Origin of the sequence: Cohnella phaseoli, from assembly GCF_003386235.1 — a bacterium.
Classification (GTDB): domain Bacteria; phylum Bacillota; class Bacilli; order Paenibacillales; family Paenibacillaceae; genus Cohnella; species Cohnella phaseoli.
The window spans coordinates 14,559-31,811 of the sequence record NZ_QRDZ01000029.1 but is presented as its reverse complement, the minus strand read 5'-3'; the positions used below and the strand labels follow the sequence as shown (position 1 = coordinate 31,811).

Below are 17,253 nucleotides of genomic sequence, written 5' to 3'. Positions count from 1 at the left end.
TCTGTCGGCACCCTCGTGATACGATGGGCATCTAAGCGCAAGTCGATTATATTCGAAGAAAAGGGAGGGTGGACGTTGGAAAATACGAGGTTTGAACTAACGACCGTGACTCCGCTGCTGCGCATTTTCGACGTAGCGAAGGCAAAGGAGTTTTACGTCGATTTCTTGGGATTTGCACTGGATTGGGAGCACCGCTATGAGCCCGATATGCCTTTGTACGCGCAAGTGTCGCTGGGGCGCTGTGCGTTGCATTTGACGGAGCATCATGGCGACTGTACGCCGGGTTCGGCGATACGCATCGAAGCGTCGAACTTGACGGAATACCATGAAATATTGACCGCCAAAAAGTACGGTTACGCCAGACCCGGTCTGGAACAGGCTTTCGGCTGTCTGGAGGTTCGAATCGCCGATCCGTTCGGCAACCGTCTTACCTTCTTCGAGAGATTGGACGGTCTGTCTCCTGAAACTTGACGGTAATCAGCCGATCGTTCGCCGTATAAAATTGAACGGAGACGATAACGCCGAATTCCCGGCTGCCGTCTTTAAGCCATAGCTTGAATCTTTCCTCGGCCGTGCCTGGGGCGGCGGGGAATCTGCCGAGGTGAAGGTAATCGACGATGGGAACGCCGTACTTGGCTTTGGCCGCCTCCATCGCGACAATTCCCCACTTGGCGTATTCCGGCTGGGCTGTCTGCCCGTAAGCAGCCGAAGGATGAAGCGCGATCGGGGGGAGCAGGCAAAGCGCGAGCAATAGGAAGGCTTGACGGAAAGAACGGTTCATGCAGTCACCTGTTTTCCTTGGAATATCTCCCGGAAAGGAGAGAGGGCTTGGAGACGTTCGGAAGAGGCTGTCTTTATTTAATCGGCTTTGTCGTACTGGTCTTGATCTTGTCTGCGGTTGTGGGAAGCACGATCAACATCCCGTGGATTATTCTTATTCCGGTCATCATTTTGGCTTTCTGGATCGCAAGCAAGAAGAGCAGGAAGTAGGGCGGGGGCGCCTTGCTTCCTGCTCTTTATCTTATTGGGGATGGATCATGTGCTCGGGACGGACGATCTCGTCGAATTGTTCCTCCGTCAGCAAGCCGCTTCGCAAGGCGGCTTCCTTCAATGTCAATCCCTGCGCATGCGCCGTCTTGGCGATCGACGCCGCATTCTCGTAGCCGATATGCGGATTCAGCGCCGTTACGAGCATGAGCGACCGTTCGAGATGGCCCTGAATGACGGGGATATTGGCCTCAAGGCCGACAGCGCAGTTGTCGTTCCACGAATGGATCGCATCCGCCAGCAAACGGGCCGATTGCAGGAAGTTGAGGATAATAACCGGCTTAAACACGTTCAGCTCGAAGTTGCCTTGGCTGGCCGCAAACCCGATCGTGACATCGTTGCCCATCACCTGGGCGACGACCATCGTCATCGCTTCCGATTGGGTCGGGTTCACCTTGCCCGGCATAATCGAGCTTCCCGGTTCGTTGGCGGGAATCGTAATCTCGCCGATGCCGCTGCGCGGGCCGCTCGCCAGCCAGCGCACGTCGTTGGCGATCTTCATCAGATCGGCGGCCAGCGCTTTGAACGCGCCGTGGACATGAACAAGCTCGTCATGGCTTGTCAGCGCGTGGAACTTATTGACGGCCGAGCGGAACGACTTGCCGCTTAGTTCGCTTAGCTTCTCCGCGACTTTGTCCCCGAACTGCGGGTGGGCGTTAATGCCCGTTCCGACGGCGGTTCCGCCGATCGCCAGCTCGCGCAAATATTCGGCGCTGTCGCGGATCATCCTGGCGGACTTGTCCAGCATCGCGACCCAGCCGCTAATCTCTTGACCTAGCGTAAGCGGAGTAGCGTCCTGTAAATGCGTTCGGCCGATTTTGATCACGTCCGCAAACTGCTCGCTCTTCGCTTGAAGCGTCGCTTTCAGCTTGTCGATCGCAGGCAGAACAAGATCTTCCACGGCGACTAGCGCAGCGATATGCATCGCGGTCGGGAACGTGTCGTTCGAGCTTTGCGACTTGTTGACATCGTCGTTCGGATGGACGCGCTGCTCGGCGCCCCGCTCGGTCATCAGCGTATTGGCTCGATTGGCGATCACTTCGTTAACGTTCATATTCGACTGCGTGCCGCTGCCCGTCTGCCATACCGCGAGCGGGAAGTGTTCGTCCCAGTCGCCTCGGACGATCTCGTCGGCGGCATCCACGATCGCTTGCGTTTTATCGGCCGGGAGCTTGCCAAGCTCCGCATTGACGAGTGCCGCGCTTTTCTTGAGCAGGGCGAACACGCGAATGAGCTCTAGCGGCATTTTCTCCGTGCCGATCTTAAAGTTGCCCAAGCTTCGCTGCGTCTGCGCTCCCCACAGCTTCTCCACAGGTACCTGGACCTCTCCAAGCGAATCTTTTTCAATCCGGTAATCCATCTGAAAACACCTCAACTTCCTTATAAATTAGTCAGAAACTGCTAGGGCGTGTATGCATACTCCGAGGAAAACAGATATGGCCGAATTTTCGTTCCATGCAAGGAGCTTTTGTGAAGGCGTACCGGGGGTACGTCAAGCAAAAGTGACAAAGCAGGGGATGAAAGATGCCCCCAAGCGGGTTTGCATACACGCCCTAGGGCCACGATTGTAGCATCTAACTTATGGAAGAAAATTAATCATGGCCGTCGAAATGAAAATGAAAATGAAACTCAACTACACCAGTTTACCATATTTTTTGACAGGTTACAGTGTACGGATGTAAATGTGATGTAAAAAGGAGGAAAACGTCGCAGAGAATAAAGGATTCTTATTTTGCAAAATCTCTATTCAGAAGAGGGGAAATAAAAACTATGTGAAAAATGTTATTTTTTATAAAATCGTTTTACTATAATATGAAAACAAACTGAGTAAACACGATCTTTTCATTATTTTGTTATCAGCCAACCTAGGACCACGAACAATTTATTTATTCTAAAGAAGGTGATCAAAATACCGCCAAATTATGATTTTCATAATTGTTTATCTCCACGCGAATTTGAAGAATTGGTCCAAGATATTTTGGAGATTAGAGAAAACCTACATTTTGAAATATCTGGACGGGGCAGAGATGGGGGAATCGATCTTCGATATTGCGAAGACACGACAAAAATTGTTGTTCAGGTAAAATGCTATCAGAACAATTACAGGCAGTTGTTTAACGTCTTAAAGAATCAAGAAAAACAGAAAGCGACGGCTTCACGTCCAACAAGATATATTCTCGTTACGTCCATAAAATTAGAATTGTCTCAGCGTGATGAGATATTGAATTTATTCGATGGGTTAATTAAGGATCGTACTGACATTATGGACAGAGATGATTTGAATCGGTTACTCGCGCAAGAGCAGTATCAGAATGTAGAACGCACCCACTATAAACTTTGGCTCAGCAGCACTAATGTTTTAACTGGACTAGTTGATGAAATTGTTCACCGAGATATCTTGACTGAATCAAGTTATGAGTTAGAGGAAATAAAGAGTTCAGTTAAAGTATTCGTTCAAAATCCTAGTTTTGTACGAGCTATCGATATATTAGATAAATTCAGATACGTGTTGATTTCGGGGGAACCTGGCATTGGAAAAACAACTTTAGGCCGCAGTTTAGTTGCTTATTTTTTACAACGCAAAGGGTACCAAGATTTCATTTATGCCAATACTGTTGGTATTGCACGTAAAATGTATAAAGAGAATGAGAAGCAGATTTTCTTTTTCGATGACTTTTGGGGAGATACGTTCAAAGATGAAAAGTTCCCTCATAACGAAGAAAAACACTTGTTGAGGTTTATTAAGCAAGTTTCTGAGTCCTCAAATAAGATTTTAATTTTGGCTAGTCGTGAATATGTATTACAGCAAGGGATGGCTGAATATCAAAATGAGCAACTCAGCAAAACACTGAATATTGGCAAGTGCTTTCTTCAACTGGAAGATTACTCTGAGTTGATTAGGACAAAAATTTTGTTCAATCATCTTTATTTCTCTCGTCTTGAATGGAACTATGTGCGAATTATAGCTGAGAGATATGAAGAAATCATTAACCATCCTAATTATAATCCCAGGATTATTGAGACTTTTCTGGATCAAGGTTCAGTTTTGTTCGAAGAAAGTGCTCCTGTAGAGTTTTTTAAGGAATTTCTGAATTATTTAAATGAACCACTGGACTTCTGGAAAAATATTTTTATGAAGCAGACTTTCGGTGCAAAGATAGCTGCTCTTATATTATTTTTGTCCTCTCAACCTATGAGATTGATGGACTTAAAGTCATCTTATTATTCTTGCATAGAGGCTGGAGGGCAAATTAACATACTAGATCAAGGATTGGAATTTGATAGCATAGTTACACAATTAGAAAAAACAATGATTAAGACCTATTATCAGAGAACATCGTCAACAATTCTAGTGAAGTTCCAGAACCCCTCTATTAAGGATTTTTTATATCAGCATTTGGCGAATAATATACTATACTATGGCAAGATGTTCATTCAAGGTTGTCCGTTTATTAATCAGCTCTTTTTTATGTTTAACGCTACCAGTTCAACTCGTAGTATCTATGACATTTCAGATGACGATATTTTTTATCAAAAGATGATACATTTACCGGAGAACCTGGTCATTATACTTCGAGATAGAATAATCTCTGATTTTGATATTTTAAAATATTCATATCCTGAGAGGGATGTTTTCGAGCGCATGCCATGTATTGATGAGGCGCCGGAAGATTGTATTGTAAAAAAGTTAGAAGATGTTATCTTTCATTTTGGGGTTAATGAAAATCCCAAAATGGATGAGTTTATTAAAGATAAAATTCAGTATCTAGTTTCATTAATTCATGAAAAGGATTACCCATTATCTTATGATGATATGGTCGCATTTCCAGGGTTAATTCAAGAAGTGATTCCATTAAAGATTAAGCTTGACCGGAATAAGCTGATTAATGACTTCTATGAGCGTTCAAGATTTGCCGAGCATGTGCTTGCTTGTCATCAATTTAGAGATATTTTTCCGGAAGAATTTTCTGAGTTTTATAAAATTAACTATAAGACGATAAAACGAAAAATTAAATATATACTGCTTGATGATATTGATTTTTTCGCTTCGAATGGAGAATATGACCGAATTGACTGGTTAATTGACATAGTGTACCCGGAGATATTGGAAAGATTTAAGCTCCGCGATAGCAAAACGTTTCGAAAAGAACTAAAAATTAATGCAGGTTATTTAGATGAGGAGGATCAAACGAGCCGATTAAATGCGGTTGAAAGTAATGAAAGAAAAAGCAGAGCTAAAGAAGAACAGCAAAAAAAACAAGAAGAAATGATCAATATAGAAAAAGACTCTTTGTTAGGGAAATCAGAGGAAATACTTGATCAAGATATTGTGGATTTTATTGAAAATAACGCTCAATCTGCATCAGAAGCTAGAGCCTTAGTTTTGCTTTTTGAAAGCGAAACACCTTGGTTCATTCAGCCTTTTTATAGTAATTGGAATAGAGTATCTGTATTGATGGCTTACTATCGTGAAAAGAAAAAATTTCCATCGACAAGTGCCTTGTTCTACGAAGAGTTTGCATCATATTTATGTACTCAAATCAATCAATTGAATTCTGTTACTGAGATTGAATCAATGATCGACATGTTTTCTGAATTTGCTTTTGAAATGATGAAAAAGGGACAGATTATTTTTTCCGAACGGACCCTTGCAAATTATCCGGTTTTTAAAAATAAACTAGAATCGGGAGCAATTGATTTGCCCACAATACTTGCTTTTCCTTTTATCGTTCAGAGAGGGAAATGGTACGAGTTTCAAACTCTTTTATTTCAGTCGTATTTGTCGTTAAAAAGTTTTCTTTCTTCCAGGGATAAGAAAAAAACCATTCCTTATAAGGAGTTCTTAAACCTGCGCGATGCTTTTATAGATAGTGAGCACGACATTTGGGTAATGTGTTCTGAGCTGGATCTTCAGTATTTTAATCAACAATATTTGCTTCCGATTTTGAATAACTATTTAACATCCGTAGATGCGACAAGTTCCAGAACATTATGTACTTCCACTCTCAGTTTTTTTGATCTCAAATTGAACTTCAAAATTCCTCAGGATACGTTTCTTCCAGACTATCCGGGATCATGTTGTAATGGATTAGAGGCTTCTGCATTTGAGTTTGTTGATCTTGATTTGTTAAGTATTGAACTTTATCTAAGTAGTTCTGAAATGGAAAATACTGAAGAAAACCATTCAAATCTGTTACGTTTCAGCCAGTTTGTAATTGAAAATGGATCGAAGTCGGATGAAGATGAATACGAACTTGATTTTAAAGCATACGGGGCCGATCCAAAGTTATTGGATATTCTTGAGGCTCTAGGAGTGTGTGATTTTGTAGAGAATATTCATAGGCAAGTATTATTGAAAATAGAAACGGCAGTAAATTCCAACTTCTGTTCCCGCCTTGATTCGTATATAACGGATCCAAAAACTCGTAGGTTCGTCTCGAATGATTAATTAGGAGGAAATATGAGATTCCCTGACAGCACAGGATTGTTGCTTACCATTATCGATGGCTCAATAAGAGAAGAAAAAATGATGGTCCATTGCATTGATAATTACCACTATCCTTTTCAGGATTTTGTAGAGAAAGCTCGTTCAAGTCATTTCATTCCTGTTGATACTGAGGACTGTGAGCAAGTTCCAAGAATGTACGTTATTGCTGGGCACAAAGATAAGCTTAGTGATGTAGAGCAAACTTGGAGAACAAAAATTCAAGATGCGTTCGAGCAATATTTGGTGAGTGAACGGATTCTCAGAAAAATAGCAAAAAAGGTAAACGAAGCAGATCGCTACTGTTTAGAATCAATGTCCTGGCTCTATTTGTCAGAGTTGATGACACCTGATGCTATCAATTATCCTCAGATGACTAAAGTGAGCCACAAAGAACAAGAGGAACTAGAGGTTTTGGTGTTCTACTGGTCATCCAAACCAAATGAAACCTTGAAAGCTGAAGTGCAACAATCGCTCACTTTTTGGTTAGACAATGAACGGCTAATACTGAAGGGCTATCAATGTTTAACTCGGTCCTTTATTTTACGCAACATGGTTGGTCGCAAAGTATTAGCGACTTTCCCTGACCAGTATGGTAGCTGGGGGGCGCTGTTAGAGGGAGGATTGTTTTTACCTCTATCAGATAATTTTGAGGATGATTTAAGCAAACTGAAAAGCGAGCATGTTGGTCAATGGACTGCAGGGGAAGTGGAAGAAATATTACTTAACCCTATCTACGCTTTTGGCTATTATTTCAACAACATAGATTTAATTTCAGAGTGGATCTATGTGTTTCTTTATGTGTTGGCTACTACGGATGATAACGATTTAGCAACAATTGATCTCGGCCATCTATATCGCCGTTACTGTAAATACTTAGGGAAATACGTTTCTCCTTTTATTTTGATCAAACCAAGAATCATAGAAGTAAATCTATTTGTTTCAGTATTAAAAAGGAAGTTAAACGAAATAAGGGAATATCTAAAAGGAGAAGAAGAACCGGGAGTTTCCAAAAACATTTTACTGATGATGCGAAATCGGCATGCCTTTTTGCCAACAGTTAATAAGTTTATTCGTGAAAATTCCGGTCTTTCAATCAGAAATAAAACGTGTTCAGTAATTTTCGATCACTTTTATTGGGAAACTTCTCTTCGTCAATTGAAGGAAGTGTCTCAAGCCTTTGAAAAGGGAAAGAAATTAGAGCAACTGGTTCAATATTTTTTCGAAATGATTCCAGGCTTAAAAGTTGTTGACGCTAGATCGAAAAGAGGTAGAGCTGAAGTAGATCTTTACTGCTGTAACATTTCTTATGATTCTTGGCTTTGGAGACTCGGTGCGTCAATAATCGTCGAATGCAAAAATAGAAGAAATAAAGTTCAGGTGTCTGATATTCGAAACCTGGCTCCAACAATGGAAGCTAAAGGAATTCATGGAGCGGTGATTATTAGCACGGCTGGTTTTACTTCCGTTGCTATAGAAGAAATTAGACATCAACTAGCAGGTGGTAAGTTAATTGTTCCTATTTCCCTCAGTGAACTAGAAAGAATAGGAGCCAAGGACGGGGCATACCACCTTTTAAAAACAAAGTTAGAGGAATTCGATCGAATGTTGGATAGAGACGATAAACAGTTTTATTTTTAAGCAACTAGCAGAATAAATACAGTTAATTTCAATGTTTTTACAGAACTTTCTTTCAGAAAAGCGTATAAAACGGGAACAGCGGTGGTCTGGCCGCTGTTCCCGTTTTAGCCTTCTTCCCGGCGACGGTCGATCGCTTCGGCCATCGTCTTGTCGGTGAGATGAGCGTAAATCTGCGTCGTCTCTGGCGAGGCGTGACCAAGCTGCTCCTGCGTTTTGTACAAGTCGTTGCTTAAGTAATAATCGGTGGCGAAGGAGTGGCGCAGCTTGTGCACAGACAAATACGGCTTGCCGAAACGTTTGGCGTATTTGAGCACCATCGCCTGAATGGCCCGCTTGGTCATGCGCGAGCCTTCCTTTTTGCCGTTGGCGATCGCAAGGAACATCGCTTTCTCGCGCTTGGGCGCTTTGTATCTCGTATCCCGCTGGGCCAAGTACTGCTCGAGATCGGGAATGGTGTCTTGGCGAAAATAGACGGGCGTCTTGAATGTATCGTCGTTTTTACCTTTGCGATAGACGTAAATGAGACGCTTCTTAATATCGACGTCATCGAGGTTCAGGTTGACGAGTTCGGATACGCGCAAGCCGGAATTAAGGATGAGGCTGACGATGCAGCAATCGCGAATCCGGTTAAGCTCATGCGCGTAAATCGCCTGCTTGTTGGTAGCGACATCATGGCCGTAATCTTCTTTAATGTAGCTAATGAATTCGATGATTTCCTGCTCCTGCAGCAGTTTGCCTTCCAGCTTGGCGGCGGTATCCTTCGGCTTGTGCGTGCGTTTAACCGATACCTTGGCCATGACGTTGCGCTTCAGCAGCGGGTAGAAGTTATCGTCTTCGGCGATTTGGCTTAAATAATGGAATAGCGATCGGAGCGAAGACAGCTTGCGCGAGATCGTCGTTTTCGTATTGGCGTGATCCCGCTTTGTCGCCAGATGCATGCGAAAATGATCGACGCTGTCCATATGTAGACGTTCCAGGTCCTCCAGCGGCACCTCCGACATTTTCGGGGCCGAGGTCAGCCCTTCCGCCATGAGCCACGAGAGAAAAACCTCGTAATCTCTGACGTATTCGAGCAGGGAGGACGGAGAGAGATCAGGCAGCTTGTAGTTGATGAATTTATCGACGTACCAGGGCATGGCCGGAATACGCCGATCAAGCTCTTCGCGGTCTTTGCGTTTTTGCAGATTCATGCGCTCACCTCGTTAGGAATAACTCCACTGTAATCTGACAAGGCGCTGAATTCAAGAGCCGCGGGGCTTAAGTTACCAGAACTGTCATTTCGCATGCGTGGCGGATTTTGTTACAATGGAGTTGAATTCGACGCCGATTTCGAGGGGGAGACCGTATGCACGGACCGGTGTATATTGCGGTTTGGATCGTATTCGTCGTATTGCCGATCATGGCCGGGGTCAGGAGAAAATGGTGGCCGCTGGGCATCTATGCGATCGGGTTCATCATTATGCTGCAAGCGCAGCTGCGAGACACGGGAGATTGGGACGATCTGGGCGACTTTGCGACCATGCTTGTATTCGTAATCCCGCTTTATTTGATTGGCTCGATCGTGTGGATCATTCAGGCCATCGTCGAGCGTCATCGTCGGAAAAAAAAGGGGTAAATGTGTTGTCACGGGAAATTTTCGGATTTTAATCAATTAAGAATATAAATTCCATTTTGATGATGTGATTGTCAAACTTCGTTATAAGGGAACATAACAAAAATTATGTAAACTAGAGGATACAAAATGATTAATGCCATTAATGTAAATGCAAAGTTAGAAAGCCAAGCCGAAACGTTCATCCGATCTTACTACGCAGAAACGAAGGGAATCGCTCTAGAGTGCGAGTCGCGGCTAAGCGAGGTTGCGCGGGAAATTCGCGAGACGGGCACGTATACGCATACGAAGCAGGAGTTGACGTTCGGGGCGAAAATCGCTTGGCGCAACAACGCCAAATGTATCGGGCGACTGTTTTGGGACTCTCTTGAGGTGTTCGACGAAAGAGGAGCGGAGAATGAGGAGGACATCGTAGCGGCGTTACTGCGGCATATCGCATATGCGACGAATGAAGGACGTATTCGCCCGACGCTGACCGCATTCGCTCCTTCGACAGCGGACGGTCGGACCATTCGCATCTGGAATCACCAGCTCGTTCGTTACGCAGGATACCGGACGTCGACGGGGATCGTCGGCGATCCCGCTTCCGTGGAACTGACGGAGGCCATTCAGCGTCTAGGCTGGACCGGGCAGGGAACGAAATACGACGTGCTGCCGCTCGTGATCCAGATCGGCGACCGCGAGCCGAAATGGTTTCCGCTTCCAGAAGGCGCCGTTAAGGAGGTTCCGTTCGAGCACCCGAGCATCGCCGGGTTTGCGGAGCTTGGGCTGAAGTGGTATGCAGTGCCGATTTTGTCGGATATGGCGCTCGATATAGGCGGTGTGCGTTATACGGCGGCTCCGTTTAACGGGTGGTATATGGGAACGGAGATCGGGGCGCGTAATCTGGCAGATACGGAACGCTACGACGAGCTGCCGGCAATCGCCGATCTGCTCGGCCTCGACCGTTCTACGAATACGTCGCTGTGGAAGGATCGGGCGCTGGTTGAACTGAATGTAGCGGTTATCCATTCCTTTAAGGCGAACGGCGTAAGTATCGTCGACCATCATACGGCGGCGGAGCAGTTTATGCGGTTTATGAAGCGCGAACAGGAGCAAGGTCGGGAAGTGAACGCGCGTTGGTCATGGCTTATTCCGCCGATGTCGCCTGCAGCAACTCCCGTATGGCATCAAAGCGAGCTCCGTGAATGGGAGATCGACCCGGACTATGCCGCGCAGGAACGGCCTTACTAGCAGAGCGATTCGAACAAGTTGTCGGAGGAAAGAGGCCGGCTGCGTTCTACGCTTGGGCTAAATGATGATCTATAAGGATACTAATAATTGAAAATCCTAATTTTAAACCAAAATCTATATATTCGGCTATCATTTACCACGAACAAGACTGAAATTCCATCCAAGCACTACAGGGCAACCGATAAGGCCGCCACGCGGTCTTATTGGTCCGAATCGGGCTGGGGAGTGAGCGATAAGGCCGCCACGCGGTCTTATTGGTCCGAACGGGACTGAGAGTGGGCGGATAAGGCCGCCACGCGGTCTTATTGGCCCGAACGAGGCTGGGATATGAGCGATAAGGCCGCCACGCGGTCTTATTGGCCCGAAGAGGGCTGGGGAGTGAGCGATAAGGCCGCCACGCGGTCTTATTGGTCCGAACGGGGTTGGGATGTGAGCGATAAGGCCGCCACGCGGTCTTATTGCAGGTTAGAACGAGAAAACGCGGCGATATTGTGCCGTAAGCAGAATGTGTCGGACTTGAGCGAGATATTCCAAGGTAATGGTGCTAAAGCAGAATGTGATGGGCCAAAGTGAGAAATTGCGGGATGAAGGTGCGATAAGCAGATTGTGTCGGCTAAGTGCGAGAAAGCGCAGTATGATGAAGCTGCAAGCTGACAGAATCGGCTTCGAGAGTTATAACGAGGAGGGATAGAGGATGGCAATTGTACAGGTAACCATCGTACCGCTCGGAACGGGTACACCGAGCTTGAGCGAGTATGTGGCGGAGGTTCATCAGGTGCTGGAGCAATCCGCGGTCTCCAGTCGGATCAAATACCAGTTAACTCCGATGAGCACGATTATTGAAGGAGAGCTGGACGAGCTGATCGCGATCGTTCGCAGGATGCACGAGGTTCCGTTCGCCAATGGAGCGGCAAGGGTGTCGACGACGTTAACGATCGACGATCGTCGGGATAAGCAGGGGACGATGGAGCAGAAGCTTCTCTCGGTGGAAGAGAAGCTTAAGCGGTAGCGGTTGCAAGAGAGGCCCCGAATACGGACGCCGGATAAGTCGCACTGAACCGGGACAAGTAGCCGGACACCGTTCCGCGATAAATCTGCTGAGCTTCGAGCGCGTGCTCGAAATCTGCAGGCGTGACGAAGTAGGCGGGCTTATCGACCGGACGGCATTCGCCGCGTTCCAATACAGAGGCGACGAAGTGCGAGCAGAAATAGGCGTTCTCGCGAGGAAATCTGCGACGGACGAGCACGCCGATCAGGCCGAGCAGATCGTAGCGGTAACGATCCGGCTGCCGTTTCATTTCGTGCACGAGGAGCTGCATCTTCGCACGTTCCCGCTCTCCGACCCGCAGGCGGTATACGGCGCATGGCGCGTCCTCGAAGAACGGGTCGTTGAAATTTTCTTGAACGAACCCGGCCAGAATCGGGTTGCTGAGCTTTTTACGGCCGAAGCTGTAGACTTCCTTAAGTTCCCGATCGAAGCTCAGGGAGGCATGGCTAAGCGGAGCCTTCGTTACCCACCTGATCGCTTCGCTGAGCCAGGTTCCGGTGGCGGTCAAGACGATATATACTTCATCGTTAGCGGGCATAAACGAAAACTCCTTCCGTGCGGCATCTGTTACTATTATTTTATAGAAAGCAGCAAAGGCCGATCACGTCCATGGGTAGTGTTGACGAATAGGACATTGGGCTGGCCCGCCCCCCGACTTAAGGCTGAATCGATGAAAGGATGAGCGCATTGCAGCGAATTATGATTTGCGAGGACGATCCGAAGTTGGCGGCTTTGCTGCAAGCGAATATCGAAAAATACGGATACGATACCGGGGTCGTCGAAGATTTCTCCGGGGTGACGGATTTCTTCCGCCGATACGATCCTCATCTTGTGCTGATGGACGTTAACCTGCCTAAGTTCGACGGCTTCTACTGGTGCCGCCAAATCCGCGCGTTGTCCAAATGTCAGATCCTGTTTATTTCCGCTCGCGACGGAGAGATGGATCAGGTAATGGCGCTAGAATACGGCGCGGACGACTACATAACGAAGCCCTTCCATATGGAAGTCGTCATGGCCAAAATTCGCAGTCAGTTAAGAAGAGCCTACGGAGAATATGCGGAGCGGACAGAGGAAAGAATCGTAAAGCTGGCAGGGCTGCAGCTCTATCCGGAGCGACTGGAGCTGGCACTCCATGGCGTCAACAGCATGCTTACGAAGAAGGAAGCCGTTCTGCTGGAAATGCTGATGAGGCGGTCGCCACGGATCGTCAGCCGCGAGGCGCTGCTGGAGGAGCTGTGGGACGACCAGGCGTTCGTCGACGAGAACACGTTAAATGTAAATATTACTCGCCTGCGTAAGAAGCTTCAGGAGTTCGGCATCGACGCCAGTCTGGAAACGGTGCGCGGCGCCGGCTACCGATTGTTGCCGTCGTGGGAAGCGGAGGAGCTTTCATGAGACTGTTTATCCGCGAGCACCGGCCATTAATCTTCATGCAGATCGCGCAGCTGTTTCTCGTCCTGATGATTTACTGGCTGGACGGCTATCGCCATTTTCTAACCGGACTTTATTCCGTGTTTATCGGGCTCGTCGCGCTGACGGGCTATTTGGTATACCGCTATCAGGCGGAGCGACGGCTGTATCGGACATTAAGCGAGCCGATGGCCGAACTGGACGATTCCATTCAAGGGCTTGGCCAAGGTCCGCTGCCAGAGGCGGTCGATGCGCTGCTGCAATCGCAATATGGGCATTACCAGGAACGCATCAAGCTGACCGAGAAAGCCCGCAAGGACCATCTGGCGTTCATGAACCAATGGGTGCATCAGATGAAAACGCCGTTGTCGGTCATCCGGCTTACGATGGAGCAAGAGGACGATCCGCGCTCGGCCAGCGTGCTGGAGGAGGCCGACCGGATGGAGAAAGGACTGGAAACGGTGCTGTACGCCGCCCGCCTGGAAACGTTCGATCGCGACTTTCGGGTCGAGTCGGTCTCGCTGAAGACCATCTGCGAAAACGCGATCCGCGATAATAAGCGGCTGTTCATCGGCAGCAAGGTGTACCCGGACCTGCAGGTCGATCCCGCTTTGCTCGTCGAGAGCGATGCGAAATGGCTTGGCTTTCTTATCGGACAGATCGTGACGAACGCAGTGAAATATTCGGCCGAATCCCACGAGAAGGTGACTTTCTTCTCGTTCCTGCGCGGCTCCGAGGCGGTGCTGGAAATTCGCGACCGCGGCATTGGCATCCCTCCGGAGGACATCAAGCGCGTATTCCAGCCCTTCTTCACCGGGGACAACGGACGCAAGTTCCGCGAGTCGACCGGAATGGGACTGTACTTCGCCCGCGAGATCGCCGAGCGACTGGGGCATCGGATCGAGCTGGAGTCGGAACCGGGCACAGGCACGCACGTTCGTATCGTCTTTATCTCTTACCTTACAACCGTGTAAGGTAAGTGAAAGGCAAATCGATAGGCCGCCTTTTTCTCTCCGGCTACAATGGCATTATGAGACGGACGGCGGCTTTAACTTTAGGCCGCCTGCCGACAAGGAGAAGGAGAGAAAACGCGATGGAAATGCTAAGTGTACGTCAATTAAGCAAAATTTACGGGGGCAAGGTGCCTTCGCGGGCGCTGAGCGACATTAACCTGTCGATCGAGGAGGGAGAATTCGTCGGCATTATGGGCCCGTCCGGCAGCGGCAAAACGACGCTGCTGAATCTCGTAGCCGCGATCGATGCGCCGACGACGGGAGAGGTGCTGATCGGCGGCCGCAATCCGCACAAGCTGAAGAAGGGGGAGCTGGCGAAGTTCCGGCGGCGCGAGCTTGGCTTCGTGTTCCAGGATTTCAATCTGCTGAACACGCTGACCGTGGAGGAGAACATCGTGCTGCCGCTGACGCTGGAGGGCGAATCGGTTAAAGCGATGGAAAGCAAGGTACGCGACATTGCCGCCAAGCTCGGTATCGAGTCGATTCTGAACAAGCGCACTTACGAAATTTCCGGGGGACAGGCGCAGCGGACGGCAATCGCGCGGGCGATGATCCACAAGCCGAAATTTCTGTTCGCGGACGAGCCGACGGGCAACCTCGATTCGAAAGCGGCCAAAGACGTCATGGACATTCTCGTGGCGCTGAATCGCTCGGAACGGACGGCGATGATGCTCGTCACGCACGATGCGGTCGCCGCGAGCTACTGCCATCGGGTCGTATTCATCAAGGACGGTCAACTGTTCAATGAGATTCATTGCGGGGAGAGCAGACAGGCGTTCTTCCAGAAAATTATCGACGTGCTGTCGCTGCTGGGAGGGAACGCGCATGACCTTTCGACGATTCGCGTTTAACAACGTCATGCGCAACAAGCGCACGTACGCCGCCTATTTTCTGAGCAGCGCATTTTCCGTGATGGCGTTTTTCGTCTATGCGGTTTTTGCGTTTCACCCCGACGTGTCCGGAGGTACGGTACACAGCAACGTGTCTACCGCGATGCATTTTGCCGAAGGGCTGATCTACGTCTTCTCGTTTTTCTTTGTGCTGTACTCGATGAGCGCGTTTCTGAAGACGCGCAAGAAGGAATTCGGCCTGCTGGTCATGCTCGGGATGAGCGATTCGCAGCTTAAGACGATGGTGTTTCTGGAAAATGTGCTGATTGGACTGGGTGCGACGGCGACGGGAATCGGTATGGGGCTCGTGATGGCCAAGGTCATGCTGCTGATGGCCGAAAACCTGCTCGGACTGGACGATACGTTGAAGTTCTACTTGCCATGGGAGGCGCTCGGGCTGACGCTGGCCGCTTTCCTAGCGCTCTTCGTCGTCATCTCGGCGTTCACGGTAGTCATTCTGCGCGGCAATCATCTGATCGACCTGCTCAAGGGGAGCGCCAAACCGAAGAAGGAGCCGAAGGCGTCCGTCCTGCTGTCCCTGCTGGCGGTCGTGCTTCTCGTCGGAGGTTATGTCATCGCCTTGACGGCTAAAGGTCTGGTCGTGTTCATGGTGATGATCCCGGTGACGGTGATGGTAATTGTCGGAACCTACTTCCTATTTACACAGCTCAGCGTCTACATCATTCATAAGTGCCGGAGCAACCGTTCATTCTTCTGGCGCAAAACGAATCTGCTCTTCCTGTCCGACCTGGCTTATCGGATGAAGGATAACGCCCGGACTTTTTTCATGGTTGCGATTTTGTCGACGGTGGCGTTCTCGGCAATCGGTTCGTTGGTCGGCTTTAAAACGATGTCGACGAACGTTCTAGTGGACGAAAATCCGTTCGCACTCGAATATACGTCCGGCAAGGGCGAGACGGAGCGCGTGCAGACGGAGGTTGCGGAGATCGAACGCTCGCTTAAAGAGGCAGGCTTCGACTATCGGAAGCTAGGAGCTTCGATGTCGGACCAGAAGCTTGCGCAAGCGAAGCATAGCGTAATGGTCCTGAGAGCGTCCGAATTCAACGCAATTGCGGAAGCGGCAGGAGAGAAGCCGGTCGAGCTGAAAGAAAACGAATCGATGATGATCTATTATACGAATACGATGGCGGGCAATCAGGCGACCGCTCCCAAGAAAGCCGTTCTGGAAGCGGGAGGCGTCAAACTTGACCCGATTGGATCAAAGCCGTCTGTGACGTTCCGGGGCTATGGCGACTTTTATGTGGTAACGGACGCGCAGTACGATCAACTGGTGCATTCGTCCGTCAGGCACTTCTACGCGTTTGACGTGAAGGAATGGAAGAAGACGAAGGAGGTCGGGCAGGCGCTTGAAGAGAAGCTGGCGACAAGCGACAGTAGATTTTTCTCCATCGCCTACGATCTGCATAGGATGAACCAGGCTTACGGCATCGTGCTGTTCATCGGCTTGTTTATCGGAGCTGTATTTTTCGTCGCCTCGGGCAGCTTCCTGTACTTCCGTTTATACGCGGACTTGCCTGACGATAAAGCGAAATTCAAGTCGATCGCCAAGCTCGGTTTGACCGATCGGGAGCTATCCGGCATCGTCACGAAACAATTGATGATTCTATTCTTCGTGCCGATCGTCGTTGCCTTTGTGCATGGCGTAGTCGCGCTCACCTCGATGCAGAACATGTTTGGCTACTCCTTGATGACGACGTCGATGACAGTGCTCGGCACGTTTATGTTGATCCAGGCTGTCTACTTCCTGCTGATCCGCGGACGCTACGTCAGAGAAGTCGTCTCATAACGGACAATCTTGAAACGGCTCCTCCGCTGTGGGAAAATGTAATGAGGCTGTTTTTTTCGCGACAGCC

The 17,253-nt window shown here is 48.5% G+C and carries 15 protein-coding genes; 11 read left to right on the top strand and 4 right to left on the bottom strand.

What is annotated here, in order from left to right:
• The first annotated feature begins 75 nt into the window (after positions 1–75).
• On the top strand, positions 76–471 hold the full coding sequence (locus DFP98_RS28580; RefSeq protein ID WP_116064059.1) for a glyoxalase superfamily protein: 396 nt from the start codon (positions 76–78) through the stop codon (positions 469–471).
• On the opposite strand, the gene DFP98_RS28575 is transcribed toward DFP98_RS28580, so the two are convergent.
• Positions 428–781 (bottom strand): DUF3889 domain-containing protein, encoded by a 354-nt coding sequence (locus tag DFP98_RS28575; RefSeq protein WP_116064058.1) that lies wholly within the window; start codon positions 779–781, stop codon positions 428–430. The two genes, DFP98_RS28580 and DFP98_RS28575, sit on opposite strands and share 44 nt — an antisense overlap.
• 47 nt (positions 782–828) lie before the next feature.
• Between DFP98_RS28575 and DFP98_RS39280 the strand changes: the two genes are divergently transcribed.
• Entirely contained in the window at positions 829–990 is a 162-nt protein-coding gene (locus tag DFP98_RS39280; protein ID WP_181917996.1) for a hypothetical protein, read from the top strand.
• Between the two features lie 31 nt (positions 991–1,021).
• Here the strand turns inward: DFP98_RS39280 and fumC are convergent, their stop codons facing one another.
• A complete protein-coding gene (gene fumC / locus DFP98_RS28570; RefSeq protein WP_116064057.1) occupies positions 1,022–2,407 on the bottom strand; it encodes a class II fumarate hydratase in 1,386 nt (461 codons plus the stop codon).
• 540 nt (positions 2,408–2,947) lie between these two features.
• On the opposite strand from fumC, the gene DFP98_RS28565 reads away from it, so the two are divergent.
• The gene (locus tag DFP98_RS28565; RefSeq protein ID WP_220377185.1) at positions 2,948–6,496 is read left to right on the top strand and encodes an nSTAND3 domain-containing NTPase; all 3,549 of its coding nucleotides are present in this window, start codon (positions 2,948–2,950) and stop codon (positions 6,494–6,496) included.
• Between the two features lie 12 nt (positions 6,497–6,508).
• Entirely contained in the window at positions 6,509–8,173 is a 1,665-nt protein-coding gene (locus DFP98_RS28560; RefSeq protein WP_116064056.1) for a restriction endonuclease, read from the top strand.
• A 104-nt stretch (positions 8,174–8,277) separates the two neighbouring features.
• On the opposite strand, the gene xerS is transcribed toward DFP98_RS28560, so the two are convergent.
• Positions 8,278–9,363, bottom strand: a complete 1,086-nt coding sequence (xerS, locus tag DFP98_RS28555) for a tyrosine recombinase XerS (protein WP_116064055.1) — start codon at positions 9,361–9,363, stop codon at positions 8,278–8,280.
• A gap of 155 nt (positions 9,364–9,518) precedes the next feature.
• Between xerS and DFP98_RS28550 the strand changes: the two genes are divergently transcribed.
• The 3 genes from DFP98_RS28550 (at position 9,519) to DFP98_RS28535 (ending at position 12,027) form a co-directional block, all read left to right on the top strand.
• Complete coding sequence (locus DFP98_RS28550; RefSeq protein WP_116064054.1) at positions 9,519–9,788, top strand: hypothetical protein; 270 nt, start codon at positions 9,519–9,521, stop codon at positions 9,786–9,788.
• Positions 9,789–9,914: 126 nt separating this feature from the next.
• A complete protein-coding gene (locus DFP98_RS28545) occupies positions 9,915–11,018 on the top strand; it encodes a nitric oxide synthase oxygenase (protein WP_116064053.1) in 1,104 nt (367 codons plus the stop codon).
• A gap of 694 nt (positions 11,019–11,712) precedes the next feature.
• The gene (locus DFP98_RS28535) at positions 11,713–12,027 is read left to right on the top strand and encodes an MTH1187 family thiamine-binding protein (protein ID WP_116064051.1); all 315 of its coding nucleotides are present in this window, start codon (positions 11,713–11,715) and stop codon (positions 12,025–12,027) included.
• Here the strand turns inward: DFP98_RS28535 and DFP98_RS28530 are convergent.
• Positions 12,017–12,604, bottom strand: a complete 588-nt coding sequence (locus tag DFP98_RS28530; protein WP_116064050.1) for a hypothetical protein — start codon at positions 12,602–12,604, stop codon at positions 12,017–12,019. The two genes, DFP98_RS28535 and DFP98_RS28530, sit on opposite strands and share 11 nt — an antisense overlap.
• 149 nt (positions 12,605–12,753) lie before the next feature.
• Between DFP98_RS28530 and DFP98_RS28525 the strand changes: the two genes are divergently transcribed.
• From DFP98_RS28525 to DFP98_RS28510, 4 genes are all read left to right on the top strand, one after another.
• A complete protein-coding gene (locus DFP98_RS28525; RefSeq protein WP_116064049.1) occupies positions 12,754–13,461 on the top strand; it encodes a response regulator transcription factor in 708 nt (235 codons plus the stop codon).
• Positions 13,458–14,450, top strand: coding sequence for a sensor histidine kinase (locus DFP98_RS28520; protein WP_116064048.1), 993 nt, complete (start codon positions 13,458–13,460; stop codon positions 14,448–14,450). The genes DFP98_RS28525 and DFP98_RS28520 overlap by 4 nt, the downstream gene beginning before the upstream one ends.
• 125 nt (positions 14,451–14,575) lie before the next feature.
• Positions 14,576–15,340 carry an ABC transporter ATP-binding protein gene (locus tag DFP98_RS28515; protein WP_116064140.1) on the top strand — a complete coding sequence of 255 codons (765 nt, stop codon included), beginning with the start codon at positions 14,576–14,578 and terminating at the stop codon, positions 15,338–15,340.
• A complete protein-coding gene (locus DFP98_RS28510; RefSeq protein ID WP_116064047.1) occupies positions 15,315–17,186 on the top strand; it encodes an FtsX-like permease family protein in 1,872 nt (623 codons plus the stop codon). Before DFP98_RS28515 ends, DFP98_RS28510 begins: the two co-directional genes overlap by 26 nt.
• Positions 17,187–17,253: the final 67 nt, after the last annotated feature.

Coding starts and splice junctions, on each gene's coding strand:
- DFP98_RS28575 (WP_116064058.1), bottom strand. CDS start 781: ATGAACCGTTCTTTCCGTCAAGCCTTCCTATTGCTCGCGCTTTGCCTG.
- fumC (WP_116064057.1), bottom strand. CDS start 2,407: ATGGATTACCGGATTGAAAAAGATTCGCTTGGAGAGGTCCAGGTACCT.
- DFP98_RS28560 (WP_116064056.1), top strand. CDS start 6,509: ATGAGATTCCCTGACAGCACAGGATTGTTGCTTACCATTATCGATGGC.
- xerS (WP_116064055.1), bottom strand. CDS start 9,363: ATGAATCTGCAAAAACGCAAAGACCGCGAAGAGCTTGATCGGCGTATT.
- DFP98_RS28550 (WP_116064054.1), top strand. CDS start 9,519: ATGCACGGACCGGTGTATATTGCGGTTTGGATCGTATTCGTCGTATTG.
- DFP98_RS28545 (WP_116064053.1), top strand. CDS start 9,915: ATGATTAATGCCATTAATGTAAATGCAAAGTTAGAAAGCCAAGCCGAA.
- DFP98_RS28535 (WP_116064051.1), top strand. CDS start 11,713: ATGGCAATTGTACAGGTAACCATCGTACCGCTCGGAACGGGTACACCG.
- DFP98_RS28530 (WP_116064050.1), bottom strand. CDS start 12,604: ATGCCCGCTAACGATGAAGTATATATCGTCTTGACCGCCACCGGAACC.
- DFP98_RS28520 (WP_116064048.1), top strand. CDS start 13,458: ATGAGACTGTTTATCCGCGAGCACCGGCCATTAATCTTCATGCAGATC.
- DFP98_RS28515 (WP_116064140.1), top strand. CDS start 14,576: ATGCTAAGTGTACGTCAATTAAGCAAAATTTACGGGGGCAAGGTGCCT.
- DFP98_RS28510 (WP_116064047.1), top strand. CDS start 15,315: ATGACCTTTCGACGATTCGCGTTTAACAACGTCATGCGCAACAAGCGC.